Origin of the sequence: Paenibacillus fonticola DSM 21315 (assembly GCF_000381905.1) — a bacterium.
GTDB classification, from domain to species: domain Bacteria; phylum Bacillota; class Bacilli; order Paenibacillales; family Paenibacillaceae; genus Fontibacillus; species Fontibacillus fonticola.
Genome location: NZ_KB907294.1, coordinates 1 through 26,354, shown reverse-complemented (window position 1 = coordinate 26,354; position 26,354 = coordinate 1). Strand labels below are relative to the sequence as shown.

General features: G+C 45.3%; 22 protein-coding genes. 8 read left to right on the top strand and 14 right to left on the bottom strand.

Translation table 11 applies throughout. The features are described from left to right. Positions 1-1,188 precede the first annotated feature (1,188 nt). The 3 genes from G358_RS0128800 to G358_RS0128785 form a co-directional block, all read right to left on the bottom strand. Positions 1,189-2,358, bottom strand: coding sequence for a DUF4317 domain-containing protein (locus G358_RS0128800; RefSeq protein ID WP_019640721.1), 1,170 nt, complete (start codon positions 2,356-2,358; stop codon positions 1,189-1,191). A gap of 602 nt (positions 2,359-2,960) precedes the next feature. Next, positions 2,961-3,104, bottom strand: coding sequence for a hypothetical protein (locus G358_RS34190; RefSeq protein ID WP_019640719.1), 144 nt, complete (start codon positions 3,102-3,104; stop codon positions 2,961-2,963). A 220-nt stretch (positions 3,105-3,324) separates the two neighbouring features. Continuing rightward, entirely contained in the window at positions 3,325-4,494 is a 1,170-nt protein-coding gene (locus tag G358_RS0128785; RefSeq protein ID WP_019640718.1) for an aminotransferase class I/II-fold pyridoxal phosphate-dependent enzyme, read from the bottom strand. Between the two features lie 314 nt (positions 4,495-4,808). Between G358_RS0128785 and guaD the strand changes: the two genes are divergently transcribed. Continuing rightward, positions 4,809-6,173 (top strand): guanine deaminase, encoded by a 1,365-nt coding sequence (gene guaD, locus G358_RS0128780; RefSeq protein ID WP_019640717.1) that lies wholly within the window; start codon positions 4,809-4,811, stop codon positions 6,171-6,173. Between the two features lie 71 nt (positions 6,174-6,244). Here the strand turns inward: guaD and G358_RS0128775 are convergent, their stop codons facing one another. Beyond that, the gene (locus tag G358_RS0128775; RefSeq protein WP_019640716.1) at positions 6,245-7,030 is read right to left on the bottom strand and encodes a YheC/YheD family protein; all 786 of its coding nucleotides are present in this window, start codon (positions 7,028-7,030) and stop codon (positions 6,245-6,247) included. Positions 7,031-7,191: 161 nt separating this feature from the next. Here G358_RS0128775 and G358_RS0128770 point away from each other — a divergent pair, with 161 nt between their 5' ends. The 3 genes from G358_RS0128770 to G358_RS0128760 are packed head-to-tail and all read left to right on the top strand — an operon-like array spanning position 7,192 to position 10,457. Then, entirely contained in the window at positions 7,192-8,418 is a 1,227-nt protein-coding gene (locus G358_RS0128770) for a phenylacetate--CoA ligase family protein (protein ID WP_019640715.1), read from the top strand. 17 nt (positions 8,419-8,435) lie between these two features. Next, the gene (gene sbnA, locus G358_RS0128765; protein WP_019640714.1) at positions 8,436-9,410 is read left to right on the top strand and encodes a 2,3-diaminopropionate biosynthesis protein SbnA; all 975 of its coding nucleotides are present in this window, start codon (positions 8,436-8,438) and stop codon (positions 9,408-9,410) included. 36 nt (positions 9,411-9,446) lie between these two features. After that, the gene (locus G358_RS0128760) at positions 9,447-10,457 is read left to right on the top strand and encodes a hypothetical protein (RefSeq protein WP_019640713.1); all 1,011 of its coding nucleotides are present in this window, start codon (positions 9,447-9,449) and stop codon (positions 10,455-10,457) included. A 110-nt stretch (positions 10,458-10,567) separates the two neighbouring features. Here the strand turns inward: G358_RS0128760 and G358_RS0128755 are convergent, their stop codons facing one another. From G358_RS0128755 to G358_RS0128740, 4 genes are all read right to left on the bottom strand, one after another. Then, a complete protein-coding gene (locus tag G358_RS0128755; RefSeq protein WP_019640712.1) occupies positions 10,568-11,404 on the bottom strand; it encodes a YitT family protein in 837 nt (278 codons plus the stop codon). 123 nt (positions 11,405-11,527) lie between these two features. Next, positions 11,528-11,824, bottom strand: coding sequence for a hypothetical protein (locus tag G358_RS0128750; RefSeq protein ID WP_019640711.1), 297 nt, complete (start codon positions 11,822-11,824; stop codon positions 11,528-11,530). 296 nt (positions 11,825-12,120) lie between these two features. Next, positions 12,121-12,894 (bottom strand): acetoin reductase, encoded by a 774-nt coding sequence (locus G358_RS0128745; RefSeq protein ID WP_019640710.1) that lies wholly within the window; start codon positions 12,892-12,894, stop codon positions 12,121-12,123. A 360-nt stretch (positions 12,895-13,254) separates the two neighbouring features. Further along, positions 13,255-14,445, bottom strand: a complete 1,191-nt coding sequence (locus G358_RS0128740; protein ID WP_019640709.1) for a NupC/NupG family nucleoside CNT transporter — start codon at positions 14,443-14,445, stop codon at positions 13,255-13,257. A 350-nt stretch (positions 14,446-14,795) separates the two neighbouring features. Between G358_RS0128740 and G358_RS0128735 the strand changes: the two genes are divergently transcribed. Beyond that, on the top strand, positions 14,796-15,404 hold the full coding sequence (locus G358_RS0128735) for a thioredoxin family protein (protein WP_026342522.1): 609 nt from the start codon (positions 14,796-14,798) through the stop codon (positions 15,402-15,404). Between the two features lie 69 nt (positions 15,405-15,473). On the opposite strand, the gene pdxR is transcribed toward G358_RS0128735, so the two are convergent. Next, entirely contained in the window at positions 15,474-16,904 is a 1,431-nt protein-coding gene (gene pdxR, locus G358_RS0128730; RefSeq protein ID WP_019640707.1) for a MocR-like pyridoxine biosynthesis transcription factor PdxR, read from the bottom strand. Between the two features lie 145 nt (positions 16,905-17,049). Between pdxR and G358_RS0128725 the strand changes: the two genes are divergently transcribed. Then, positions 17,050-17,973 (top strand): GNAT family N-acetyltransferase, encoded by a 924-nt coding sequence (locus tag G358_RS0128725; protein ID WP_019640706.1) that lies wholly within the window; start codon positions 17,050-17,052, stop codon positions 17,971-17,973. Between the two features lie 97 nt (positions 17,974-18,070). Here G358_RS0128725 and G358_RS31995 read toward each other — a convergent pair whose 3' ends face one another. Then, complete coding sequence (locus G358_RS31995; protein WP_019640705.1) at positions 18,071-21,268, bottom strand: S-layer homology domain-containing protein; 3,198 nt, start codon at positions 21,266-21,268, stop codon at positions 18,071-18,073. A gap of 177 nt (positions 21,269-21,445) precedes the next feature. Here G358_RS31995 and G358_RS0128715 point away from each other — a divergent pair, with 177 nt between their 5' ends. Continuing rightward, a complete protein-coding gene (locus G358_RS0128715) occupies positions 21,446-21,676 on the top strand; it encodes a hypothetical protein (RefSeq protein ID WP_019640704.1) in 231 nt (76 codons plus the stop codon). 153 nt (positions 21,677-21,829) lie between these two features. Here G358_RS0128715 and G358_RS0128705 read toward each other — a convergent pair whose 3' ends face one another. The 3 genes from G358_RS0128705 to G358_RS0128695 form a co-directional block, all read right to left on the bottom strand. Continuing rightward, positions 21,830-23,038, bottom strand: coding sequence for an MFS transporter (locus G358_RS0128705; RefSeq protein WP_019640702.1), 1,209 nt, complete (start codon positions 23,036-23,038; stop codon positions 21,830-21,832). A gap of 146 nt (positions 23,039-23,184) precedes the next feature. Beyond that, positions 23,185-23,775 carry a TetR/AcrR family transcriptional regulator gene (locus G358_RS0128700; protein ID WP_019640701.1) on the bottom strand — a complete coding sequence of 197 codons (591 nt, stop codon included), beginning with the start codon at positions 23,773-23,775 and terminating at the stop codon, positions 23,185-23,187. Positions 23,776-23,869: 94 nt separating this feature from the next. Then, positions 23,870-24,241, bottom strand: coding sequence for an MmcQ/YjbR family DNA-binding protein (locus G358_RS0128695; RefSeq protein ID WP_019640700.1), 372 nt, complete (start codon positions 24,239-24,241; stop codon positions 23,870-23,872). A 299-nt stretch (positions 24,242-24,540) separates the two neighbouring features. On the opposite strand from G358_RS0128695, the gene G358_RS31075 reads away from it, so the two are divergent. Continuing rightward, positions 24,541-24,987, top strand: coding sequence for a GNAT family N-acetyltransferase (locus tag G358_RS31075; RefSeq protein ID WP_019640699.1), 447 nt, complete (start codon positions 24,541-24,543; stop codon positions 24,985-24,987). A gap of 68 nt (positions 24,988-25,055) precedes the next feature. Here the strand turns inward: G358_RS31075 and G358_RS0128685 are convergent, their stop codons facing one another. Continuing rightward, positions 25,056-25,724 (bottom strand): HAD family hydrolase, encoded by a 669-nt coding sequence (locus G358_RS0128685; protein ID WP_019640698.1) that lies wholly within the window; start codon positions 25,722-25,724, stop codon positions 25,056-25,058. Positions 25,725-26,354: the final 630 nt, after the last annotated feature.

The following is a 26,354-nucleotide window of genomic DNA, read 5'->3' as shown; positions in this document are numbered from 1 at the left end:
GAAAGGCACTTGACAAGCTCACGCCGGAGCACGAGGCCCGGGAGCAAACGAAGGTTCGGGAGAGAATATGCGTGATTCGTTTGCACTAGGTTTGCCAAGAACTGAACGTGCGTTTCTAGCTTGCAAAAGCTCTCCTTGACGAAGGCATAACATGTGGTACCCAACCCACGGATAGCAGCGTGCCGACCGTCGCTCGCATTTTTGCTCTCGCGCCACGTGCTCAGGCAGAAAAAATAGAGGGTTTGACAAAAACGTTCATAGCAACGAATCTCAGACACTCTATTTGCGGTTTATTCTCTGTTTGGAGCAGTAAAGACTGAAATAACGTTACCCAGCTTCGTTACATTTTGAGAAGGGTTACTTTTACACAGATAGCGATCATAAGCTTCGTTATAAAATTGCGTTCACGTTCTGAGTCACATTTTCGATCAAAGCCCTGGGAAAGGAATGGTCTTGGATGGCAAACAAGAGCAAGATAGAAATAAACCAGTTTAACTGGTAAGTGAAAGTGACAAATAACACTGAGCTTGAACAGATTTGTGGTCAGGCTAGCGTCTTTAGGCGTAGTTTGGCAACAGGGGGTTATACCCCAAAGAGCAAACCACCCGTTGGACAGGTGGTCATGATTTAGGCAATTGCCCAATCATTTGGTTGTTCACCTACATAACATATACGGAAACATCAATGAACTGGAAATAAAGATTTTGATTGCACAGCCAATCAGCCAATTAATCAATCCCATACGAGGAGTGTATTCATTTGACCTTTAAACCTCAGCCGAGCTCTCAAAGATCAATCGCTCAGACTCTGTCCCCTCCCCCCAATTATGTCCCGCCGAAGCCTTATGTCTCTTACATCATCGACTGCGTATTTCAATACACCTATGTCTGGCTATGGAATGGAGACAGCTTCTGGTATTATCCAACACGTGTGGAGTATGGTGAGGTTTCTGGATATCGATGGACGGGTGCATTCTGGACATTCTACGGATTTTCCCCCGAGTTGATTAACGCAGTTTCATGTCCACCTATCCCTACGCTCTACTAAAATACGAGGGGACCACGGCCTCCCCTTACCATTTATACCCAAGAAAAGAGTGGCCCTTGGGCCACTCTGGATAGTGCACGTTTAATATCCATTTTTGGCGAATCGTATCAATCGCCACCAACAGGGTCAAACGATCGATTCCTATATCGTCTCTGTACTGAGCGTAAATCCTTCGATGACGGCATCTTCGTCAACCTCAATCAGGATACATCGTCTCCCTTGATAATTTACCTGCCTCACATATTTTAAATCCTGCGGGCTAACCGAAATCGTGGCGATCTTCGTATCAATCTTAATCGATTTTGACGTAAACTTCGGCATAACACTGTTCGCCTTCAATTCATAGTGCTTATCGTCGACGATCGTTTCAAACGCCCGTTCCACTTTTTCAGTCGTCACGTTCTCTACACCACTTACGGTCAGCACTTGCTCCAAATCTTTATAATCCAGCTTCGGAGGTTCTTCCATCTCCTCATGGGTTTCAATTACCCGATAGATTTCCTCATATACATGAGCTAGGGTAGTCGCGTCCAGTTGTTCGCCCGCCACTTCCTTCACGATGTCTTCGAAGATGGCTCTCTCCTCCAGTGCTGTCACGGATCTTTCGCCATTCAAGACCTGTTCGATGAAATGCGAATTCGGTTCATTCGCTCTCCCTGTACAATACAGAATGCGGTTTACATCGGAATAACCGTCCGTCACGCTGGGATAAAAGAACCCTTGCTCCGGCGAACTCAACTTGATGATAGGGTCCACATTGACATTGTACTTGAATTCTCTCTCTACATAATCAAACAATAGAGTTTTCCTCTGTTGCTCTGTGGAATTCACACTGCACAGAATGAACGGATGCGCGAACACTTCGTTCTTCCCGCTCTCCTCGGTTTCTATATTTCTGCTCTTGGATGGCTGGTAGTATTGTCCCCGCACGAACGTGATTACCGTATCCCGCTCATATTTGACATCCGCCAGCATTTTGTCCACCAACAGCATCATTAGATCCTGCCACTCCTCCGGATCACCTGTCACCAAAGCCTGGTGAAGCAGCACCCGAGTCGGCTCCTCCACTTCTTCCTCCTGAAACTTCAGCTCGAACAACTTCTGATCCAATTCACCCGTCAGCAGCTTCTTGAAATTGCCCATATGCAGCTCCTGCTTCTCTCTGTCCAACAGGGCAAACGGCTGCCGCTCCCAATGATAGATTTCGTTGCTTTCCTTCATGATATACACGTTGAGAATGTCGTAAATGGTCAGCATATCGTGATCCAGCTTAAATTGCTTGCGTATATGCGCGATTTCTTTCTTCATCATGGCTCGTTTAGACAACTCCCTAAGAAGTAAATTGATCTTATCAGTATAGACGATTTGAAAACCCTTCGCTATAGTCATCCCCTATCAGGCAGATAGAGAAATTACTAGGCATTGAAAAAACGCCGCCTTTCCTTAAGGCGCTCCCGCTTCAGTGGATTACGCTTAAGGCGAAAAGTCCGACGTTCTACTCAGTCTTACCTATTAAGCAGTCATTCATAGATCGGTTCATAATGAACCCAATCGGTTATATTTTCACACAATCCGAATGTACGAAACAACGGATATCAAACGAACTGACCTGTCGAAGTCCCGCTTTCAAATTAAACCGCCAAAAGAAAACTTAACCCCGGTAAAATCTGAAGAGATTCACTCGGGATTAAGCTTTTTAATACCTATCCATATTAAATTTAAATATTTACTCTCTGAACCTTGAGTTCGCTTTGCGCGAAATCCATGTCAGAGTTACATAAAATCGCAATGGCGATATTCGTATCAAACAAATATCCCTTACTCATCCATCCCATTCCTCGCGTGATTGAATCACCTCATCAAGAAACTCCTTAGCGCGTTCTGGGGACAAAGCTCCAGCTGCTTCTAAAAGATCATCGATAGAACAAATCACTATCTTGGGATTCCACTGTTTCCTTATCGAAATCAATTAATACACGTGAATCATTGACGTTCAACTTTTGAAGCATGGATTTAATTGTACTTGCTGTTTGCCGATCGATCTTTCTCGGGATCATGCTCATCCCTCCAACTTTTTTCCTTGACATTATTATAACATACACACCTAAATTTCAATATTCAACTGCTGCACTAATGTTAAAAACGCCTTAGAAACGGCCTACTGTGCCGACTATAACAGACCCGTGGCTCTGCTCTTGTTCTAGGCAACAGCCCAATCATTTGGTCAATTCATGCTCTATACAAAAAGAAGAGCGGCCCCTCAGGCCACTCCGCACACTATGCACTTAAAATCCCGCTTTGGCGAACCGCCTCTACCGCCTGCATCAGGTTCTCTTCCTCTTGAACCAACGCCATTCTCACATACCCTTCGCCCGAAGGGCCGAAGGCACTGCCCGGCGTGACGATGACCCCGGATTGGGTAACCATGTCCATGACAAACTCTTCGGATGTCGCGTAATGGGAAGGAATCGCCGCCCAGACGAACATCGTTGCCTCCGGCTTATCTATTTTCCATCCGAGTGCGTTCAAGCCATCGCACAAAATATCCCTTCGGCGCTCATAAGCTTTACGCGTCGTCTCCACGCCGCTTTGATCCCCCGTTATCGCGGCGATCGCTGCCTGCTGGATCGGCAGAAACATGCCATAATCCATGTTCGACTTCAGTATTTTCAGGCGGGAGACAACCTCCTCATTTCCCACGCAAAAACCGATTCTTGCCCCCGCCAGCCCATACGTTTTGGACAAGGAATTAAACTCAACGCCAACCTCTTTCGCACCAGGGAAGGAGAGAAAGCTGCCGCAGCTTTTGCCATCGAACACTAATTCGCTATAAGCATTATCATGAAGAACGATGATATCATATTTCTTCGCAAAGGCGATCAGATCAACATAGAAGCTGTCCGGCGCCATAGCGCTGGTCGGGTTATTCGGGTAGGACACCAGCATCAGCTTGGCCCGCCGCGCGACATGTTCAGGAATATCCTCCAAGTCGATCACATAGCCGTTTTCTTTTTTCTGCGGCATATAGTGAAGCTTCGCTCCCGCCAGCAGCGGACCGTCTGCGAACACTGGATAGCAGGGATCCGGCACCAGCACGACGTCCCCCTCATCCACGATGGACAATGAAATATGCGCCAGCCCTTCCTGTGAACCGAGTAGAGAGCAAATCTCCGTCTTGGGGTTCAGCTCCACCTCATATCGATCCCGGTACCAGTCGCTTACCGCCTCCAGTAAAGCGCTTTGGTCGCTGAGCGCGTACACGTAGTTCCTTTCATCAGCAGCGGCCGTACATAGAGCTTCGATGATATGCTTGCCCGGCGGAATATTCGGCGTGCCGATGCTCAGATCAATCACCGTTTCTCCACGTTCCAACTTGCTGCGTTTTATATCCGATAATTTAGTGAAAATGCCTTCACCAAACCGATCCATTCTTTTTGCGAACTGCATCTTTGTTTGCTCCTTTTTGGCTTAAACTATCACTACAATCTATATGTAATTCTAATCTCTCATCTTCTCCATTTTATATTCATATCCGTTTTTCTATACGTTATTGCTCCCGGGCCCCTCGCCATCTTTGATAAGCCTAGCCATTAATTAAAGGTTATCATTAAATAGCAAAAGTATGAACCATGATTTGCAGAAAGTCCCGGTATATGATTAGGAGCCGAGTCAAAAATATCCGTTTTTTGATCATAGACTTCCCCTGTTCCCCGAATTATAATACAAAATACATTTAAAATACGTACATTAAGGCGGTATTTATGGATAATTATATGAAAATATTTCAAGGCACCGCTTTTTCCAGCAAGTCCCCTAAAGAAATTCAAATCCTTAAGGATTATCTGTTTTGCATTAATGCGGAGGGGATCATTGCAAAAATCGCCGCGCCCGAAGATTCCGACTATCAGCTTTTGCTTGATCGTTACCAAGGCATGCCCAACTTCCATCGACTGGCTGACGGCCAGTATTTCTTGCCTGGCTTTATCGATTTGCATGTCCATGCCCCGCAATGGGCTCAGTCTGGAACAGCATTGGACATCTCGCTCTATGACTGGCTTAATACGTATACCTTCCCGCTGGAGTCTAAATTCTCGGATCTGGATTTTGCGAAAAAAGTGTACAACGACGTGGTAAGCACCCTTCTCGGAAACGGAACAACTACGGCGCTATATTTTGCAACTGTGCATAAAGAAGCCAGCTTGTTGCTGGCTGAAATATGTGCGGACAAAGGCCAGCGCGGACTCGTCGGCAAAGTGGTCATGGATGATCCCGAGCAGAATCCGGAATATTATCGCGACGCTGACACTCGCACAGCGCTTGCGGATACCGAACAATTTATTGTTGCTGTTCAGGAGTTAGCCAAATCCACAAAACAAGGCGTTTACCCGGTAGTGACGCCGCGGTTCATACCAAGCTGTACGGACGAAGCCCTAAAAGGCTTGGGGGAGCTGGCCGCCAAATATGATGCCTATGTTCAATCGCACTGCAGCGAAAGCGACTGGGCGCACGGTTACGTACAAGATCGCTTCCACAAGAACGATGCTTTTGCCTTGCATGATTTTGGCCTTTTGCGTGATAAATCCGTCATGGCCCACTGCAATTTCCTAGATGATCACGACGTGGATTTATTTGCTGAGACAGGAACGGCCATTGCCCATTGTCCCATATCAAATGCGTATTTTGCTAATAGTGTCATTCCGATCGCACATTTCCAGGTTAAAGGCGTGGAAATCGGACTAGGCTCGGATATTTCTGGAGGCTTCTCGCCTAGCCTGTACGATAACATCAGACAAGCGGTCATCTCTTCAAGGATGCTGGAGGATGGCGTGAATACCTCCCTCCCGGCCAGTGATCGCGGCGTACCCGGATCACGCATTACGATCCATGAAGCATTCTATCTGGCTACTGCCGGCGGCGGCGAAAGCTTAAGCCTGCCCATTGGCCGGATTGAAGAAAATTATGCCTGGGATGTACAAGTTGTCGATACGAAGCTGCCATCCGCTAAATTACCGATTTTTAATGAAAATGAGAATTTAGACGACGTGTTTCAAAAAATGATGTATCTGATTAGACCTGAGCATATCCGCGAGGTGTGGGTGCAGGGTGAGAAGGTGCATTCGCGTTGAGTATATACAGCATAGAAGCCTGTTAGACGAACCACTAAAACTAACGGCTTCTATGCTGTGAATGTGAACGACTATGTGCCGCGTTTTGCTTTTCTAACGACCAGACTATATTTTTTGCCGTACGCTTTGCCGTATCTGACGATCCGTCTGACTATGCTTTTATCCCGCAGCAGCGTATACGGGGATATACCCGGCTTCGAGTTCACCTCCAGAATCCACGGCTTCAGGTTGCGATCAATCGCATAATCCAGGCCGAGTTCCTTAATCCCGGGGCTCACGTGCCGCAGCTGCCTGACGGTTCGGTGGGCCAAAATGTTCATACGGCGATACAATTTCCTGCGCCTTGCAGGACTGGCAAACTTGCGCAATACGACATCTGTTGCATAAATCGAGCCGCCCTGGCTTCCATTCGTTACGATTTTGCGGGGGTGGGCCACTCTGGTAAATGTACCGGTCGTTTTGAACCCGCCTCGAGGTGCTCGCTGGATCATGAGTCTAATATCGAATGGACGCCCTCTATGTCTAAGCAGCCAAACTCCCTTCTGTACAACATACCGCTCGCCCTTCATCCTCTTGCGTAAGGACGCATAGGCCTGGTGATAGGTTGCGAATGTCTGCTTGCGTACGCCAAGCTGGTATACATATCTCCGCTTTCTGCCTTTGCGCATCTCAACCTTCATGACGCCTCGTCCCTGCTGCCCACTATCCGGCTTCATATAGATCATTCCGTATTGCAAGAGCATCCTGAGTAACTGCCTCTGCGTGACGATTCTTGTCTTCGGCATATGCTTCCGCAGCATTTTATCCTTTCGCATGATTACGTAATTTCCCCATTTATTGAACTTACGGTATCTCATTTAACCCCTCCATTTCTCGTTTACTCCTAGCATACGTTCCAAACAAAAAAAATGGTGTAGGCCGCTGTCGGCACGAGACGAAAGGATTTGCCATATGCTTAATTGACTAGCAGCTAGAAGAGGCTGCGTCCACTACTTTGTTTAGGAGGCTTAATAGCGATATGGCGCTCACCCCTTCGCTTCAACAGCAGTTAGCCCGTATTATTCAACTACATCCCGCCTATGGCGAGCTGCTTGCAGAGCAGGGCATCCTGCCTCATGCTGCGGTCTTGTCCGAACTCCCGCTCCTGACCGAGGAACGTCTGAATACGATCTATTATGAGCAGGAGCCGCGAACAGAGCCTGGCCTTACCGTCTACCGGACATCTGGAACCTCAACCGGCATACGTAAATCGATCTATTATTCACCAGAAGACGAAGAGCACTATAGGATTGCCAAATTGGCTTCCTACCGTACGTGGCTTGCATTCAGCCCCTTACAGATACACAGGGCTTTTGCAGATGTAGGCACCGGTCATGCGGCAAGCACGGCCCATACGATTTTTCACGAGCTTGGCCTGCAGACAGAGTCGATTTCCTTCTCCAGGCCCATTGAAGAGCATATCGCCCGGATTAAAGCATTCAAGCCCGAGCTGCTTTACACGATGCCTTCCATTCTGGAAGCCATCGCCCGAGCCGCCGGGGATCCCGCGTCACTTGGGATCCGTAGAATCATTCTCGTCGGAGAATTGGCTTCACCCGCCTGGCAGACCAATATGGCAGGGCGATTCGGCATAGGTGTACACGATATTCTCGATACGATTGGCTCCATCGAGGTAGGCGCGATTGCCTCCTATTCTCACCAGCATGGCATTTATCTGTTTGATGACGGGATCCACGCGGAAACGGTACGCGCCGAACAGCTTGATCCTCGCTTCGAGCCGCTGGCAGACAACGAGGGGGTGCTCGTACTAACCTCCAGCAAACGCAGCTTGTTCCCCGCCATCCGTTTTGTCACCTACGATGTTGTGCGAGATTTCCGCACCGTAGAGATTGACGGGAAGATGCGGCAGGCGTTCGCTTGCATCTCCAAGCGAATCGGCAGCGAGCTCAAGCATGGCGAGAAAATCAGCTTGTACGACATCGAGAACGTAGTGCATACCTTCGTCAAGGATGCCGAGCTGCGCGTCAGCGTAAACGACAACAAGCTGACCGTCCACATTCGCAGCGAATCGCTCAATAACGAGCTGCTGAGCTCCATCCGTCATGCGATTGAGCACTCGATAGAAGCTATCGGGCAGATGATTGACAGCCGTATACTGGATCGTATTGAGGTTATACGTGTGAAAGAAAGTGAGCATTTTCACCAAGGGCAAGGCTCCGTGAAATCCAAAAAACTGTATAACTAGGAGGCGTAATGTCATCCATGAGCAAAGATTGGCTTTCTTGTATCGGCAACACCCCGCTTGTCCAGCTCTCCCGCCTCTTCGCCAACGATCGCGGCATTGCCGTCCATGCCAAGCTTGAAATGCTGAATCCGAACGGAAGCTCCAAGGATCGCCCTGCTGTGCGTATTATTTCGGCAGCGCTGGAGCAAGGCTTAATCGGTCCCGGCTCGGTTATTATTGAATCCAGCTCGGGCAATATGGCGATCAGCCTGGCTGCCATCTGCTCCCGGCTCGGTATGCGCTTTATAAGCGTTATCGATCCAAAAACAACAGCTCAAAATATCCGCATCATGCGGGCCTATGGAGCCGAAATCGAACTGGTGCAGCAGCCTGACCCCGAAACCGGCGAGTTCCTTCCGGCCAGGCTGAACAGGGTCAGACAGCTCGTTCAGCGTATCCCGAACAGCTTCTGGCCTAACCAATACGGGAATGAAAACAACTATTTATCGCATAGGGACGGAACGATGCGGGAAATTGTCGCCGAGCTGGGGCAGGTCGATTATGTTATAGGCGGCGTCAGCACCTGCGGGACGATGCTGGGCTGCGCTACCTTCGTCAAGGAGCAACAGCTGGATACTAAAATCGTCGCTGTCGATGCCGTAGGCAGCGTCATTCTTGGCGGAACGAAAGGCAAGCGTTTCTTCCCCGGCCTTGGCGCCGGCATTGCGCCTCCGTTCAGTGAAACGAAATTTATGGACCACGCTATTCAGGTGAATGAAGCCGATATGGTTGCCGGCTGTCGCATGCTTGTACAGCATGAAGCCATTCTCGCCGGTCCCTCTTCCGGTGCGGTCGTATATGCTCTTAAAGAAGCTTTGCTCGACAAAATACCGGCTGGTTCGGTATGTGCCGTTATTCTCCATGATCGCGGCGAGCGTTATATGGATACGGTGTACAACGATGAATGGGTGACTCAGCATCTAAACGCAGATTCTTCGTCATGCGATCTCTGATAAATGTGATCTCTGAAAATAGAAAGGGGCAGACCCATGCTTTATTTGGATAATACCCATCTACAGGCTATCGGGTTGTATTGGGATGAGCTGGAGGGCCGCATCGTGCAGGCGCTGCGGCTCATCGATTCAGGCGATTATGCGCAGCCCATTAAGCCTTACCTTCGCTACGGCAATCCGGCTAACCGGATTATTGCGATGCCCGCCTATGTCGGGGGAACAGTGCAAGCAGCAGGCCTGAAATGGATCGCCAGTTTTCCCGGGAATATGTTAAACGGGCTGCCGAGAGCGCATAGCGTGCTATTGCTGAATAAGCCCGATACGGGCGTTCCTTACGCTATTTTGAACTCTCCGCTGCCGAGCGTGGCCAGAACGGTTGCTGTGAGTGCGGTTATGCTGCGTCATTATTTGCAGGCGCACCCTGCCGCAAAGCGGCTGCGGGTTGGCATCATTGGTTTTGGGCCGGTTGGACAGCATCATTATGACATGTGCGGAAAGCTGTTCGGAGAGTTTATTGATGAGGTACTCATCTACGATATTAGAGGCGCTAAGCTGGGGACGCCGGTTATACAGGATGCAGATGCAAGCTATCGCAGCCGCACACAGTTAGCTGAGAGCTGGCAGGAGCTATACAGCAGCTGCAACGTCATCATAACTTGTACCGTTAGCGATCATCGTTACGTCGACCTGCCGCCGCTTGCCGGCAGCCTGCTGCTTCATGTGTCGCTGCGCGATTACAAAGCGTCGGCTCTGGAGCATGTAAAGGCCATCGTCGTCGATGACTGGGATGAGGTGTGCCGCGAAAATACCGATATCGAGCTGCTGCACCTGGAACGCGGACTTGCAAAGGACGAAACACATTCGCTGGCTGACGTCATTTTCCGGGACGCTCTGGGAAATCTTGCAGCCGAGGAATCTGTTTTATTTTGTCCGATGGGAATGGCCGTGTTCGATATCGCAACCGCAGCCTACTGGGTGGAGAAAGCGCAGTCGCTTGGAGTGGGATTGGGTTTAACAGATAGCCTAAACCAGAAACCATTAGAGTAAAGCTTAAAGCCGCCTTAACCCTTTTGAATGAGGGGAAGCGGCTTTTTACGTGTTGTACCAATTGATTTTTTTTTATCGGATAAACTTCTACACAATGAAACGCATTGTCGCTACTTGGATAGTTCAAGGAAGCCTTCCCCGAAGACATCGCGGACATCCTGAATCGTAATAAATGCATTCATATCCTCGGCGCGTACAATTTCTTTGAGCATAGGAACTTCCTTCTTGCTAATAATGATGTACAGAATTTCTTTGGAATCCTTCGTATAATAGCCATAGCCGGACAGTACGGTTACCCCGCGATCCATCTTCTCAACCACCTGACGTGCAATTTGATCCTGCTTGTTAGAAATGATGGTAACTGCCTTTTTGGGATTGAGTCCTTCAATGATAAAATCCATCACTTTGGTGGCGGTAAACAGCAATACAATCGTACACATCAAACCTTTGGCTCCGATGATGAACACGGATGAGCAGGCTACAATCAGGTCAAAAAACAACAGCCCATAGCTGATGTTCCAATCCAGATATTTATTAGTGATCCTCGCCAGAATGACGCTCCCCGCAGTTGTACCGCCCACGCGAACAATCATGCCGATCCCAGCCCCGGCAAATACGCCGCCGAAGATCGTGTTGATCCACAGCTCATTGGAATCAATGCTCCAGCCCTCCGTCAAATGGAGAAATATCGAATTAAGCACCACAGCAATAATTGTGTAGCGCATTGTTTTCTTATCCAGGAACTTGTAGCCAACAATGAGCAGAATCCCGTTCAGGATCAGGTTCATCAGCCCTGGCGACCAGCCAAACAAATAGTAGAAAATGATAGTCAGCCCCGTAACCCCGCCTTCGCCCAAATCATTGGGGATGACAAACAAATTCACGGCCAGTGCAAACAAGAAAGCCCCCACAATAAGTGAGGACATATCGGTAATTTTTTGCTTCATTCATTACTCCGTCCAATCTCTCTAAGAATCAACTCTGCAGCCTTATCGTCTCAACAGGTTGTGCATTACTGATTCTATCATGCGGATCATCAATTGAGTATATGGTAAATCATAGTCACTCAATCAATGTTTGTCGAAATCGGAAATCGGATCGACCAGCATTGTAAAAGCAAGCTGTACTCCGTCTCTCAGCCCCTGTATGTATAAGTGCTCATTTTCTACTCCCCGTTTATGATGATGCTTGTCCTCCCAATCCATAAACCCCGGAATCATTGTTCGATCCGTGCCAGAAAACATAGCCTCAAAAGCCGAGCCTTCTTCAGAACGAAGCTTACGCAGTTCAGGGCGGCGTTCGATTCCAGACATAACACGTTCCAGCCTTTCCTGAATCGCACTTTGAAGCCATAATGGTAGATCCACCGTTTATCCCCCCTTAGATATTTGGGTTTAGCTTGAACACCTTTTTAATCCATCCCGTTTGTGTTTGTGGAACTGGATAACCAGTTCATCCACTTTCCTGCTCTGAGCTTAGTTCTTATTATGAAGGACTTTAAAGTTGAATTTAATGAGTTTTAGGGGTATTTTTTAGTAGGTTTTAAGGGTATATTCAGTTCGGTAATCATTAGCTTGCCGTAGGGCAATAAAAGTAACAGCGCACAAAATAAACCCCTTCTCCGATGAAGGGGTCCTGTAATTGAAATCTTAGATAAATCTAATCATCTATAAACCAAACCACCATCAGTAATAATGGTTTGACCGGTAATATAATCAGACTGATCAGAAGCTAAGAAGGATACTAAATCAGCAACATCTTCAGGGGTTTGAAATCTTTTTAGCGCAATGCCGGAGGAGAACTTTTCAAAAGCTTCCCCTGGTTTTAAATCATCGCTATATTTAACCATTTCTTCATCAATTCTGTCCCACATTTTTGTTTTTGCCACACCAGGACAATAGGCATTTACCCTTATTTTATGTTTAGCTAGCTCTTTAGCAGCAGAATGTGTGAAGGATTTCACTGCATGCTTAGTTGCAGAATATGTGCCTAACATTTCATATGATTCATGGCCAGCAATACTACATGCGTTAATAATTTTACCTTTTGTTCCTTGCTTAATGAGTTGTTCCGCCGCTGCTTGAGTACCAAAAACTACACCATTGACATTAATTTTAAACAATCGGTTAAGCTGTTCTTCTGTAATTTCCAAAAATGGAGAAACGGATTCTATACCTGCATTGTTAACAAAAACATCAATATGGTCAAAATGCTCCACGGCTGTTTTAACTAAATTAAATTGGTCCTCCCGGATGGATACATCGCCTTTAACACCGATCACATTGAAGTTTTTGTGTTTAAATTCTGAAACCGTCTCATTCAGCAAAGCTTCGTTAATATCATGCAGTACCACCTTAAAGCCATCTTTGCAAAGTCTCTCCGCAATGCCTTTCCCTAATCCGCCAGCAGAACCAGTAACGATAGCTACTTTACTCATCATTAATCTCCTTTGTGTAATGAAATAATACGATTCATTTGGTTTCAAATTAGTATTTGCCATTTGGGATTTGCCTATTCGACTGAATGATTAACCAATTGCGTTTTAAAATTGTTCTTACTGCCAGGAAAACAATAAACCTGCCCTCATAACAGAGAACAGGTTTATTGGTACATTATGCGGCAGGTGATTCCCAAGTGTCCATGACGACAGAAAACGCCTATAGATATTGAGATCACAATTAAACGTTCGTCTTTCCTCTGGGTAAGAGCCGAGAAAGCAAATTCGATCAGGCCGACGAAGCATCATGATTTCGTAATTTCGGTTTCATCTTCCATATCGCACAAAAGCTGCGATGCCTTACAGGAAAAGACCAGCAACCGTGGCCGACAGCACGCTGACCAACGTGGCCCCGTACAGCAAGCGGAGGCCGAAGCGGGCGACCGTATTTCCCTGCTTCTCATGCAGTCCCTTCACGGCCCCGGAAATGATGCCGATCGACGAAAAGTTCGCGAACGAAACCAAGAAGACGGATACGATGCCAATCGTTCGTGCAGATAATACACCTTCTTTTGTCATGTTCGACAGATCAAGCATCGCCACGAATTCATTGGCCACCATTTTCGTTGCCATGATGTTGCCGGCATCGACGGTTTCCTTCCAAGGTACGCCCATAAGGAAGGCGAACGGGGCAAAGATATAACCTAAAATTTGCTGGAACGTAATACCAAACAAGCTCCCGAACAAACCGTTAATCAAGGCAATCAGGGCGACAAAGCCGATCAGCATCGCGGCGACCGTTATCGCCACCTTAAACCCGTCCATAATATATTCGCCCAACATCTCAAAGAAAGATTGCTTATGCTCGTCGTTAACCTCAAGAATGTCCTCTTCCTTCGACACCGTATACGGATTAATAATCGATGCGATAATAAATCCGCCGAACAGGTTCAGCACAAGCGCGGTGACAACATATCTTGGCTCGATCATCGTCATGTACGCCCCAACTATAGACATGGAGACCGTCGACATGGCGGAAGCGCACAACGTATACAGACGGCGCTCCGGTAACATCCCGATCTGCTTCTTGACAGAAATAAACACTTCAGATTGCCCCAAAATCGCGGAGGCAACCGCATTGTACGATTCCAGCTTGCCCATGCCGTTCACCTTGCTGAGCGCCAGTCCAATATATTTAATAATAAACGGCAAGATCTTCGTATATTGCAAAATACCTATCAGCGCCGAAATAAACACAATCGGCAGCAGAACCATCAGAAAAAATTGCGAGACCGTTCCCTCATTCACGATTCCTCCGAACACAAAATTAACCCCTTCTGCCGCATAAGCCAGCAGCGATTCGAACACGGAGGTAAATCCCCGGATCAGCGTCTCGCCTACCGTCGTGTTCAATAATAGAAACGCCAGGACAATCTGCAAAATAATCATTTGCGCCAGCGGCCGATAACGGATACGGCCCCGGTCTTTGCTCGCTAAATAGGTGAGTCCGAATACGGCCAGCAATCCGGCAATAGCAATTATATATTTCATCTCAAGTCCTCCTTCCTCTGCTTTTGAACCCTTCCTGTATACATTAATTTTTCACGCCAAAAAATATGTGCTTCCAGCCTGTTAAGGGAGTTAATTCCAGTGGTTGACAGAAATTATCAGCAGGTCATGTTCTCCATCATTTATTATTAGCTCTTTAATGATCGATCATTCCCGCAATATAACTTGTATCCATTATTTTAATTAACCTTCTTTCCTAATGATCGACACTATGATCGCCCCCCCCTGTCCTTCTGACCTCTTAAAAACAAACAAAACTGACCATTTATGTATGGTCAGTTTTGTTTTATATTCATCTTATTCCAATTATCATAAAAAGGATGTGTACTAGAATGAAACAACATTTGAACCTAAAACACGAAATCGGTCAAGGTATATCCACTAGGAAGTTTATGGATAGCATGCAAAATCGAGCAATGGAGCTCAGTAATATCCCAGATACGAAAGAGTTATTCATCCAAACGTATGAAAATTTTACATGGACACAGGAAAATGACCGGCAATTCTTCGATGCCTTAAACAAACTCTCAGGCCTCCATTGTTTGATTCTGTGTACGGATTGGTGCCCAGACGTCATTTGGAATGTGCCTGTGCTGTTTCGAGTCATGGAGCAAAGCGGCATTCCAACGGAAGTCTTGATCATGGAGGAGCATTTGGATACGATGGATCTCTTTCTGACAAATGGAGGCCGAGCGCAGCCAATCGCAGTTTTCTTAAAAACATCCGGGGAGGTCCTAGGCAGATGGGGCGCGCGTCCCGCCTATATTCAAGCGGTCATGGATCAGTTCAAGAGCAGCCATCCAGATAAACAACATCCCGACTATGAGAAAAACATTCAGCATGTATATCGGGAGATCGGTAAGCTCTATCTTGCCGGAAAAGAATATCAGAACGTTATGATTCAAGAACTTAGAGAGCTGTTTACTGCTTTGGATTTATAGAGTTAATCTCCCGGATAACATGAATGCTTATCTCTTATTCTTTTCATACAAACATCGGCTTAACAGATATTAATCCTCAAACCATGCCTCCTGTAATAAACGAATTCCGCTCTCCATCTCTGCTAAGCTTAAACCTGCAAATCCCAGGTATACTTTAGGATATTCCGTTGAATGCTGTTTCCGATGCATCCACATTTTTTGAAAATCATAAACCTTGACTCCTGCTCTAGCCGCCGAAGACACCAATTCTTCCGGCGTCTTGGGCTTTTTTACGGCTAACTGAATGTGAAGTCCGGCGTTTTGTCCCGTGATCTCGACGTGGCAGCCAAGATGAGTCTGAATCAGTTTGATTAAGTGTTGATGCTTTTTCCGGTACAAATTGCGTACTTTGCGTATATGCCGATACCAATGACCTTGCTCGATAAAAGACTGCATCGCCCACTGCTCCAAGCGCGAAGGGGCAAAGATCAACTCGTGCGGCATCGCGGACAACTGTGCGATCAACTTAGGCGGTATTACCATATAATTCATGCGCAAAGCGGGCGTCAGGGATTTCGAAAACGTTCCGATATAGATCACTCTTCCATGCTTATCCAAGCCTTGCAGTGAAGGGATCGGTTTGCCCAGATATCGAAATTCTCCGTCATAGTCATCTTCGATAATGTACGCATTTCGTGCGGCTGCCCACTCAAGCAGGCGTTCGCGTTCAGGATACGGCATAATACTCCCTGTCGGAAATTGGTGGGATGGCGTAACGTAAACCAACTGTGCCTCGCTCGCTTCTAGCTCCGTCAATGAAATCCCCTTATCATTTAACGGGATCGGCAATATGCTGCATCCATTTAGCACGAATTGATCCCGGACTAGATTGTATCCCGGTTCCTCAATAGCAACCCGGTGAATATCCCTTAACAATTTAGTTAGGATGCCAATACTATAAGCCATTCCTGACCCGATGATGATTTGTTCCGCCAGGCAGTTCACCCCTCTGGATGCTCGAAGATAGTCGGCCACCGCGAGACGCAGCTCATATTCTCCTTGAGCATCCCCGTATTTTCCAACCCTGTCCAAATGATTCTCAAGCGCTTCCTTTAGTGTTTTGCTCCATATTCGTGCTGGGAATATATGCTGAGCGAGGGCTGTGGGATCGAAATCAATGAATTCAGCGGGCGGAACGGGAGTCCGTTTGGGCATATTGGAGGTGATTTTACCTTGAAAGCCATTGTCTTCCACATGATGAACTGCAGTGAATGGCTTATGTGAACTTTCCACGTACAGCCCGGAACGGGGGATGCTAACCACGTATCCTTCTGCCACTAGCATGTGATAGGCCGTTTCTATTGGCGTTTTGCTAATATTGAGCTGTACTTGCAATGCGCGAATAGACGGCAGCCGCATGCCGTTAGCGATACTTCCGCTTCTAATTTGATCACGGATCAGCATATAAAGTTGCTGGTATAGAGGCCGATCATCTTGATCAGGAAGAAGAATATCGAACATGGGCGCCCGCCCGCTCCTCTCTTTCTTTTAAAGTAAAAACAGTATTACATACATGTGGGAAACAATAATTATAGTTAAAAATTATGTTTGATGCATATTGAAGGTATGTTACCGTGAATGGTAATAAAAGACAAGGGGTATTAATTTGAGCCAATCATCAACAGAAATTGTTATACGTAACTTCGAAAATAGAGACATGCCTTTACTTGGCAAGTTGTACCAATCAGTAATAGCAAAAGAAAATGCAATCTTTTGGTGGGTCGGGGACGAGGATAATTGGAGTAACGTTTATTGCGCATTTGAAGATGGGAAAATGATCGCAAAGGGGCAAGTTAGCATCATTAATGTTGTACCCCCCGGCCGTTCAAAAGAGAATAATCACTCCATATACGTTAATCTTAAAACCATTCCCGAAAGAGAAAATGACATTGTATTACTCGACAGCGTCTATCAGTATCTTTTCATAAGAGCAAATCAATTAAAGGAAACATTACCTAAAGAGTATGGAACAATGCTTTGCGTAGGTAATGATTCAGCAGAAACAGCAAACAATCAATTTTTTATGCAAAAAGGATACCTTCATCTGAATAGTTTGTATGGCATGAATCGAGATTTGAATGAACCGATTCCTGAGATTAAGCTACAGGAGGATCTTCAATTCTCACACTGGAAAATGGAGACATTTGACGAAGAAAGAGATTACCTTGACGTAGATGCTGAAATTTGGCCTGACACTCCAATAGGTCTTAATCGGTTATCTGAAAACAAAAATCACAAGCTATGGACGTCCATGGTCATACGTCAATCCGACGTTATTGTTGGCGGACTGATGACATGGCAAGAAACAGAGCACGGTGTCATAGAGGATGTTTTTGTCCGCGAACCATGGAGACAGCGCGGCATTGCCAAGTTTTTGCTCACCCAAGGCCTGAAATATCTCAAAGTTAATCAGCTGCAATCTGCTAGCCTCATGGTATTAACTACAAATAAGTCCGCCTTGTCTCTATACGAGTCGGTTGGGTTCTACGCAGATAAAGAAGAAATACGGTACTTTATAAATCTGAATTAGACAGCATAAAATCAAATTCTACCTCTGAATCTCGAATGCTTTCCTGATCAAAAACGCGAAGGTCCCTTTAGAGGTACCTTCGCGTGGGTATTATGCTCTATTGATTGACTTCCAACATTCTAAGCAGCATCACCGCTGCTTCTGCCCGCGTTGCCGTATCGTCCGGAACGAAACGGTTCTCGCCGCGGCCATTAACGATGCTAAACTCACGAATCGCTTCGACCGAGCCCTTCGCCCATTGCGGAATGGCTTCGTCATCTGAAAATCCGGTTGACACATTGGTGTCAAGCTCTAGCTTGAGTGCTTTGGCGATCATTGCCGCCATTTCTGCACGGGTGATGTTCGCATTTGGCCGAAATGTGCCGTCGCTATAACCTGTAACAATCCCTGCGGCTACGGATTGTGCTACCGCTGTTTGTGCCCACGTGCCAATTTCTTGTACATCGCCAAAGCGAAACTCAGTACCCTCACCTCTTGGCTTTATAACATTCATTAGCATAAGCGTAAATTCCGCGCGAGTTACCGCGCTATCCGGCTTAAATGTGCCATCAGGATAGCCGTTGGCGATGCCTTGTTCTACCGCTTGTCTAATCTGAGCTTCTGCCCAATGTCTACTAATATCGGTAAACGTTATTTCTTCCTTTGGCATCTCTGGCACTGATTCTTCATCAATTACCAATACGGCAAATTTCGCAAAGTACTCCACTTCTACGCTAATCGTATCGCCGTCCACTTGACCACCGATATTAACCCACGTTTTGTTCTCTTCATCATAGTAGGAAATAACAGGGGATTGCCCATTCTCTACTTTAGAAGGGTCATACTTGAACGTCAAGGTGACAGGCTTGTTAAAGTTGCCCGAAATATTGCTAAGTAGTTCAAAGACCGGACTTGCAAGTACCTCCCCATTTTCCTCCAAGTGGGCTGTATCGAGCAGTTCCTCTATGGTTATTATGAGTTCTTGATCTGCTGCACCAACAGGGATAGATACGGTAATGATATCCTGCAGCTTCGTTACACCAGCACTACCCACTGGAATCCTGATCTTGCCATTGCTCGTTGAAACTAGTGTCCGCGGTGTCGTACCACTGCTAGAACCACTACCCGAATGACTTCCTGGGGTGCCGCCGTGATCGGGGGTACCACCATCGCCTGAGTTATCGCCATCTGAAGGAGGAACGGGATTTACCTCCGAATTCATGGTAACTGTAATCCCGTAAGTTCGAGTAATTCCGTTGGCGTAAACCTCTATCGGAATCGAGGTGACTCCTTCCTCCAAATAAACCGCTTGTGTCACCGAACCATAGCCTGACGCTACATTGTTGATTGTTATCAAGCTTGTCGCTTCGTCAGCTATTGCTTGAATATACACAGTGCTCGTCCCGGCATCGGTGATCGCATACGTATATTGTAATTCGTCGTTTTCCAATATCGGGCTCATTGTAGCAGGTGTCAGGCCAATCAACAACCCACTGAGCTTAGGCTCAGCTAGCCTGATCTCAATTCTCTCGGTATGTTTAATTCCTAAATAAGGATCAGATGAGTCTCTTATTTTAAATTGCATATAATTAATAATTGTATACTCGATGCCCCCTATATCATCGAAAAGCTGAAAGAAATTAAACTCATCCGGAAAAGGGTAATGAGAGATAAAAGTATTAAATTGACTTCCTTCTTGCCTCATCTCAGTAAGAAAATCATCCAAGTCCGTAAAAGAGTCCACCCATTCATTTACCAAATGAAAAAGTAAAAAGTGGGGGAGAAGTGACAAAATACAATCCTGGTTTGCAGAGCAATTGATGGGAGAATTAAAATTGAATTCAGTAACTTTTGGAAATTGTCCACTAAGATACTTTTGTCCATTAGCAAATAAGCTGTCAAAAGAATGACTTATTATATTTAGAAACTCATCATTAAATGTCAGAAAGTGAAGATTGGCATTCCCTTCGTCCATCGTTTGCACAAAGAGGGTATATTCCTCTGTCCCCCATGTATCGTGAGAAATTTTATATAAGATATAATCTTTAACAAATCCCTCTACATCGCCCTTAGCACTGCCTTCTTCAGCATAGGAAGGATCTAGCAGCCTGCCCTTATCTCCTTGTAAGGTGACTAAGACGTAGGTATCGCTAACTTCATCAAGAGGTGCTTTTAAGGAAAAAGAAAACTTTTGCAGAGCATTCGATTTGATAACGGAGGGGCTTGGTTGCACTTGAATCACTTCATCGTTGTCTTCTAAAAATATTGCTGAAACAAGAAAAGGTGTAGCATCCCCAAGGTCTCCAATGTTCTCAACACTCTTATTTTCACTTTCTACAATAAGATACATGAATGCTATGCTAGATTTTTCCGCCCATTCATCATCTGCGGCTACAATTGAGAACTCTTGGTAATCAGAGTTGTTCTCGCTAGTAAAGGCTAGGGTTAGACTGTCTGAATCACTTTCAGCAAATTTTAGCTGGTCTGGTGTAAGCTTGAGAGAAGACTGATCGGTGGTGTAAATCTTTAAATCAAGGGTATGTTCTACCTGACTAGGCAGACATGCTAACTTAGGCTTTATTCTAAACTCAAGTTGATGCTGACCATCCTCACTAACCCGTAAATCATTGATATAAGTTAGATACCACTCGAGTAAGTTCAAGTTTTTCAAGCTATCCATAAACTCAACGTAAGACAAATATTGTTGTCCAATCTTAATTTGCAGATCATATTGATCATGCCAATCCAGAACTGGCAATACTTCTATAGAGAAGGGAACATCGGGTGGATCCCCCATACTACTTCTTCCGCTTGGTTGATAACTAATCATAATCACCTGATTACATTCGATAGTATATGCACCAAGTTCTATATGAATCGTCAAATACTCTTCCCACATGTCGATAGAGCTAATCTTATCTATCGTTTTCCCATTACCAAGATCAACTTGAAATTCGTGATTATCACAATCTGCTTCGTAAGAGTTTGCCTGCCCGCACCAAATATCAAAATCATGTCCCTCTGCCCATTCTATACCAATCTCTAAACGACTTCCCGAGACAGTATACTTGCTCTTTTTAATATTGGAAAAATCAAATGAGCTTTGGGAGTTTAGTAAAGCAAACGGACTATTCTCATAGACATTTTCAGTAACAGTCACATCTGCATTCCTTGAACTACTTCTCAAATCATTTCCTCTACTCCCATTTGCCTCCGTTAAAGGCACTGCCATACTTATCAAGATGGGGGTTAGCACAAGCGTCAAGGCTAATATACGTGCCAGCAAAGAGCTCCACTTCCCAGCTGCCCTATTCATCTTACAGCTCCTTTCCATAGTTTCGTTTGAAATCATGACCCATTCATTTGATGAAATCGTGCATACGAATCCATCTTTTTAGACCTATGTACATCATGTTAATTGGACTGCTGCTGCCTAGCTGGTCATGCAATTGAATCGTTCAAGGGAATAGTTTACTATAAAAGACGTAACAATTTGGTAACAGTTCATTTTGCAAGAAAGCATGCGGCTTATGTGAAAATCTCTCATCCTGCTTTCTTTACCGTTTATATATCAACAACTACCCTTATCAACTGGGAAGAAAGAAAACAGGCAGTACTTGAGGAGCACAATGATTTAAGGGAAGCCGAGGAAGACAACGATTTGGTATATAATGAAGAAGAGATCATGCGAATTGTGCAGGAGGTTCAGAATGACCGATCGTAAATATAAAGTTGCACCGATGATTAGACTAGAAGACGCCAAGGAGACAAAATCCTTGGCGTTCTTTTTAGCTGCTTTATGATGCTAGAGCAATAAATCTAGCAACGGTTTGCTTGTTCTGTTCTTTGACGATATTAAATTACACTTGAACGATACTCAGGAGACTGCCCCTTCATTTCGCTTCCCCACCCTTAATGACAAGCCAAAACAAAGAAGCAAAACGATACATGCGAGAGTATACGGATAGTTGATATCTATGTCGAACAAATATCCAGCCAGAATCGGTCCGGCAATATTGCCAAGACTCGTATATGCTGAATTAAGGCCTGCAACATAACCTTGCCGATCCGCAGCCAGCTTCGACATTTGGGTACCGATAGCTGGACGCAGGATATCGATCGCCAGAAAGACGATGAAAGTAACGGCAAAAATCAACCAAAACTTGTGTACAAAGAGCGTCATTAGAATGAAAACACCCGCGAATAAAAGGCATACCGAGATGACGTTTTTCTCGCCAAACCGCTTCAAAATCCAGCTGAAGGCCGTAGCCTGAACCACAGCGCCGGCGATCGAGCCGAATGTAATGATAAAGGCAATATCCCCGGGCTCGAACCCGAATTTATGGTCAACAAACAGTCCAAAGACCGTTTCAAAATTAGCTAGTCCAAATGACATGACAAATACGATAATCAAACTTAAGAAAAAAGGCTCCCGGTAGGATTGAAGCAATTGAGATAGAAAGCTGCTGCCTTTATCCGTTGAAGCAACTGGAGCAGATGAGCTGGATGAGGCTTTTTTTGCAGATAATGACTCCCTAAGGACAAACATAGAAATACAGCCCGCTATAAGCGCTACAGCTCCCGCAGCATAAAAGGGAACGCGGATGCCGAACTCGGCGATATATCCTCCGATGCCAGGCCCGATAATAAAACCTGTCGTAATGGCCGCGTTAATATAACCCATTCCGGCTGCACGTTCGTCCCGCGTCGTAATGTCTGCTACGTAAGCCATAACGGCCGGCATGATCATTGCGGCGCTAACGCCGCCCAGCATCCTGGAAACAAACAGTAGCGTGGGAGCACTCGCTAACCCAAATAGCACTTCGGAGAAAGCAAACACGATCATGCCGATGACAATCATCCGCTTTCTTCCGTAAGAGTCAGCCAGCCGGCCGGCCAGCGGCGAAAATAGAAACTGCGTCAGCGAAAAGGTGGCCACCAGCAGGCCGATCGTACTCCCGCCAATGCCTAAACTATTCATGAACTTGGGCATGATCGGTATAATTAGTCCAATCCCCATAAAAACCAAAAAAATATTAAACATCAGGATCAGTACCGCACCCCGATTTTTCAACAATAACCCCATACAAAATTCCTCCAAAGTTGTATGCAAACATACTGAATATTCATTCAAAATGATGAAAAAAGAAAAACGTCTATCGACGTAATTTAATAAGTCAGACCATGGTTAAGTGGGTATTTTTTTGCAATATAGAAAAAAGATAATCTCGATTACTTAGCGATCCCATGCAAAAACACATCCATAGCCAACCGGTAAGCCTCGAGCGTTTCCCGCCGATCCATATTTCGCGAATGCTGGCTTAAACCGATCAATAGACAGTCCAGGATGATCGCTAAACCCTCCACATTTGTATTGTTAAATTCGCCGTTGTCGATCCCTTTTTGCAGCAATTGCTGATTAAAAATAAGATAGCCTTTAACGATCTCGTTAATTCGCTCCTCCACGTCCGAAGCTTTCTCCGAGTTGTTATAAAACTCGTCAGCGGCCCTCGTCAGCGGATGGTTTAGCTGATCAAACGCTAAATGCTCAACCATACCGTACAATTTATCGATTGTGGTCGGGTAAAGCGGCTCCTTCGCTAGCCATGTCTCTTCCCATTCCAGGTTCCATTCATCAATCAAATATAGAAACAAGCCTTCCTTGCTCTTGAAATGATAATAAATGTTGCCGGCGCTGCAACCGGTTGCCTTCACAATATCTTCGATCGATGTGGCCTTGTAGCCCTTCTGTACGAACAATGCTCTAGCGGCATCGGCCATCTTCTTCTTGGTTTGCTCGCTTTGCCGCTTCTTTTTATTCATTCCTGAGTCACCGCTTTCAGAATACTGAACAATTATTCAGTATTATAATCGAAAAAGGAAGGCCTAAGCAAATAAATTTTTTTAATTGTTTTTTTTACTTCCCATCAATTCTAAGGAGAACGGCCTCCCGTGCCGCTTTGGTGAGTGTGCCGAGCACCAGGTCATAGGAATGGTCGATCATCTTTTCCAAATCACCCATGGGAAGACTCCCGTCCGCGATGACCGTGTTCCAATGCTTTTTGTTCAAATGATATCCGGGGCGAACGCACTCATGCTGCTCCCTCAAATTCTCCGCAATCACGGGATCACATTTCAGCGAAATGTGCACCTCTTTGTCATCGTTAACCTTGGCAAGCAGCGCAAACATTTTGCCTCCTACCTTCATGACCAGCGGATCCGGACCAAACGGATAATCCTGAACGGCTCCTTTTTTGGATAAACAATAGACGGTTAATTGCTCGTACATGGTATCACCTCTATGCTTAAATGTATTTAACGATTGCTCGCCTTTTTTATTCGATGCACTAATCATATAAGAAACTATCTAAGTTTGAAACGGAATTGAAAATAATTGTTCACGTCAGCGATATTTTTAAAAGAAGGATATATCAAATCATGGAACGAATAGCCTAAGTTGGAGTTTTTACTTTCGAGAGGAGTGATGTGGTATGAAGAATATCCATGTTGCAATTTTGTTAAGGAAGGTTACGAAATAATCGTAGAGGATGAATTCCTCTGCGGAGTAAAATTTGGGAGGAATTTCGGATGGTAGTTGTATTAAAGCCAGTGTCTATTGAGAATTGGTATGAATGTACCCAGCTTAAAGTTAAGCCAGAGCAGCTTAGTGTCTTTCCTGCACCTGTGGTTTATTGGATTGCAGAATCAAAATATGTTGATGATTTTGCATTGCGTGCTATTTACTCAGAAGAAGTTCTAGTCGGCTTTCTCGTATTTTGTACGAATCCAGATCAGGATGATAACTATTGGATTCCTGCCATAATGATTGACGAAAAGCATCAAGGCAAAGGTTATGGTAAGGCGGCAATGGAAGCTTTGATTCAGCTTATGAGTGTTTCACATGGTATAAGAATAATGATTGGACATCGGCCAGACAATCAAATTGCGGGAAAGTTGTATGAATCTTTAGGGTTTAAAAAAGTTAGTGAAGAAGTCATAGACGGTGAAATAATACGTCTACTTCAAACTGTTTAAAAAATTGCATAGACTGTCGGCTACTGCCGGCAGTCTTTATTATGACCAAGACATAGGTTTCATTTTCATCATTTTCTACTATGTAATACTATATGAACTAATTCCTCCAGGTCGTCAATGACTGCATCAGCCTCAACAGCCGTTTCAAACTGACTATTCCGTTTCCAAACCGCTCTCATTCCAACGTCACGACTGGCTCGGATATCGTTATCCGGATGATCTCCAACAAAGAGAGCATTTTCAGCGTTTACACCAAGTTTCGTCAATGCACGGTTGAAAATAGCTTTATCAGGCTTCCGCAGCCCTTCCCATTCTGATATTAAAACCTCGTCGAATAAATATTCAATGTGTAACGCCTTGAAATTATCATATTGGAATTGTCCAAAACCGTTTGAGACTAATGCTAACTTTAGGTTATGGTTTTTTAACTGCGTAAGCATACTTAACAAGTTTGGAAATCCTATGCAATGCTTCTGGAAATTTCTTATGTAGTCATCTAAAAGCAAAGTCCAATCCATGTTTTTAATAGAAAACTCCTCAATCATCTGCTGATATACTTTATCCTTCCATACGTTACCATGATGATCAAGTTCGATAAAACGTTGGATGAAAACTTCTTTGTCAACGATTTGCAGCTCAGAGTAACGATGGTATTGGTCTCTGACAAACTTTAATAGTGATGAGTCACGGTCTAACAGTGTTCCATCCAAATCAAAAAGAACCGCATGTATAGTCAATTAAACCCCTCCTTTCCATACAAAAATTCGCCGTAAGTAAACATATCTCCTGCACATTTCTCCAGCATATTTCTCCAGCATATTTCTCCTGTACATTTCTCCTGCTTCCAAAAATCATGACCACCCCGTCCAAAGGGTAGGGGTTGCTCCTGGGGTATGCCCACCGGTTGCCAAACTGCGCCAAAAGACGCTAACCTGACCACAAATCTGTTCAGGCTCAGTGTCAGTTGTCACTTTCACTTACCAGTTAAACTAGTTTATTTCTTTCTCGCTCTTGTTGCTGCTGAACGGATCTTCATCCTCTTTTACACTCAGCTTATCTATCTATGGCTTGATCATGCTTCTTGTTCATGAATGTATTCCGCTACAGGGCTTAGATCGAAAATGTGACTCAGAACGTGAACGAAATTGTATAACGAAGCCTATGATCGCTATTTGTGTAAAAATAACCCTTCTCAAAATGTAACGAAGCTGGGTAACGTTATTTCAGGCTTTACTGCTCCAAACAGAGGATAAACGGCAAATAGAGTGTCTAAGATTCGTTGCTATGAACGTTTTTGTCAAACCCTCTATTTTTTCTGCCTGAGCACGTGGCGCGAGAGCAAAAATGCGAGCGACGGTCGGCACGCT

What these genes read in the sequence shown, in the direction of transcription:
- G358_RS0128770 (WP_019640715.1), top strand. Translation starts at nt 7,192, where the DNA reads ATGGCGCTCACCCCTTCGCTTCAACAGCAGTTAGCCCGTATTATTCAA.
- G358_RS0128740 (WP_019640709.1), bottom strand. Translation starts at nt 14,445, where the DNA reads ATGAAATATATAATTGCTATTGCCGGATTGCTGGCCGTATTCGGACTC.
- G358_RS0128755 (WP_019640712.1), bottom strand. Translation starts at nt 11,404, where the DNA reads ATGAAGCAAAAAATTACCGATATGTCCTCACTTATTGTGGGGGCTTTC.
- G358_RS0128775 (WP_019640716.1), bottom strand. Translation starts at nt 7,030, where the DNA reads ATGAGATACCGTAAGTTCAATAAATGGGGAAATTACGTAATCATGCGA.
- G358_RS0128760 (WP_019640713.1), top strand. Translation starts at nt 9,447, where the DNA reads ATGCTTTATTTGGATAATACCCATCTACAGGCTATCGGGTTGTATTGG.
- G358_RS0128705 (WP_019640702.1), bottom strand. Translation starts at nt 23,038, where the DNA reads ATGGGGTTATTGTTGAAAAATCGGGGTGCGGTACTGATCCTGATGTTT.
- G358_RS0128800 (WP_019640721.1), bottom strand. Translation starts at nt 2,358, where the DNA reads ATGATGAAGAAAGAAATCGCGCATATACGCAAGCAATTTAAGCTGGAT.
- guaD (WP_019640717.1), top strand. Translation starts at nt 4,809, where the DNA reads ATGGATAATTATATGAAAATATTTCAAGGCACCGCTTTTTCCAGCAAG.
- G358_RS0128785 (WP_019640718.1), bottom strand. Translation starts at nt 4,494, where the DNA reads ATGCAGTTCGCAAAAAGAATGGATCGGTTTGGTGAAGGCATTTTCACT.
- G358_RS31995 (WP_019640705.1), bottom strand. Translation starts at nt 21,268, where the DNA reads ATGAATAGGGCAGCTGGGAAGTGGAGCTCTTTGCTGGCACGTATATTA.
- pdxR (WP_019640707.1), bottom strand. Translation starts at nt 16,904, where the DNA reads ATGTTCGATATTCTTCTTCCTGATCAAGATGATCGGCCTCTATACCAG.
- G358_RS0128735 (WP_026342522.1), top strand. Translation starts at nt 14,796, where the DNA reads ATGAAACAACATTTGAACCTAAAACACGAAATCGGTCAAGGTATATCC.
- G358_RS34190 (WP_019640719.1), bottom strand. Translation starts at nt 3,104, where the DNA reads ATGATCCCGAGAAAGATCGATCGGCAAACAGCAAGTACAATTAAATCC.
- G358_RS0128695 (WP_019640700.1), bottom strand. Translation starts at nt 24,241, where the DNA reads ATGTACGAGCAATTAACCGTCTATTGTTTATCCAAAAAAGGAGCCGTT.
- sbnA (WP_019640714.1), top strand. Translation starts at nt 8,436, where the DNA reads ATGAGCAAAGATTGGCTTTCTTGTATCGGCAACACCCCGCTTGTCCAG.
- G358_RS31075 (WP_019640699.1), top strand. Translation starts at nt 24,541, where the DNA reads ATGGTAGTTGTATTAAAGCCAGTGTCTATTGAGAATTGGTATGAATGT.
- G358_RS0128700 (WP_019640701.1), bottom strand. Translation starts at nt 23,775, where the DNA reads ATGAATAAAAAGAAGCGGCAAAGCGAGCAAACCAAGAAGAAGATGGCC.
- G358_RS0128745 (WP_019640710.1), bottom strand. Translation starts at nt 12,894, where the DNA reads ATGAGTAAAGTAGCTATCGTTACTGGTTCTGCTGGCGGATTAGGGAAA.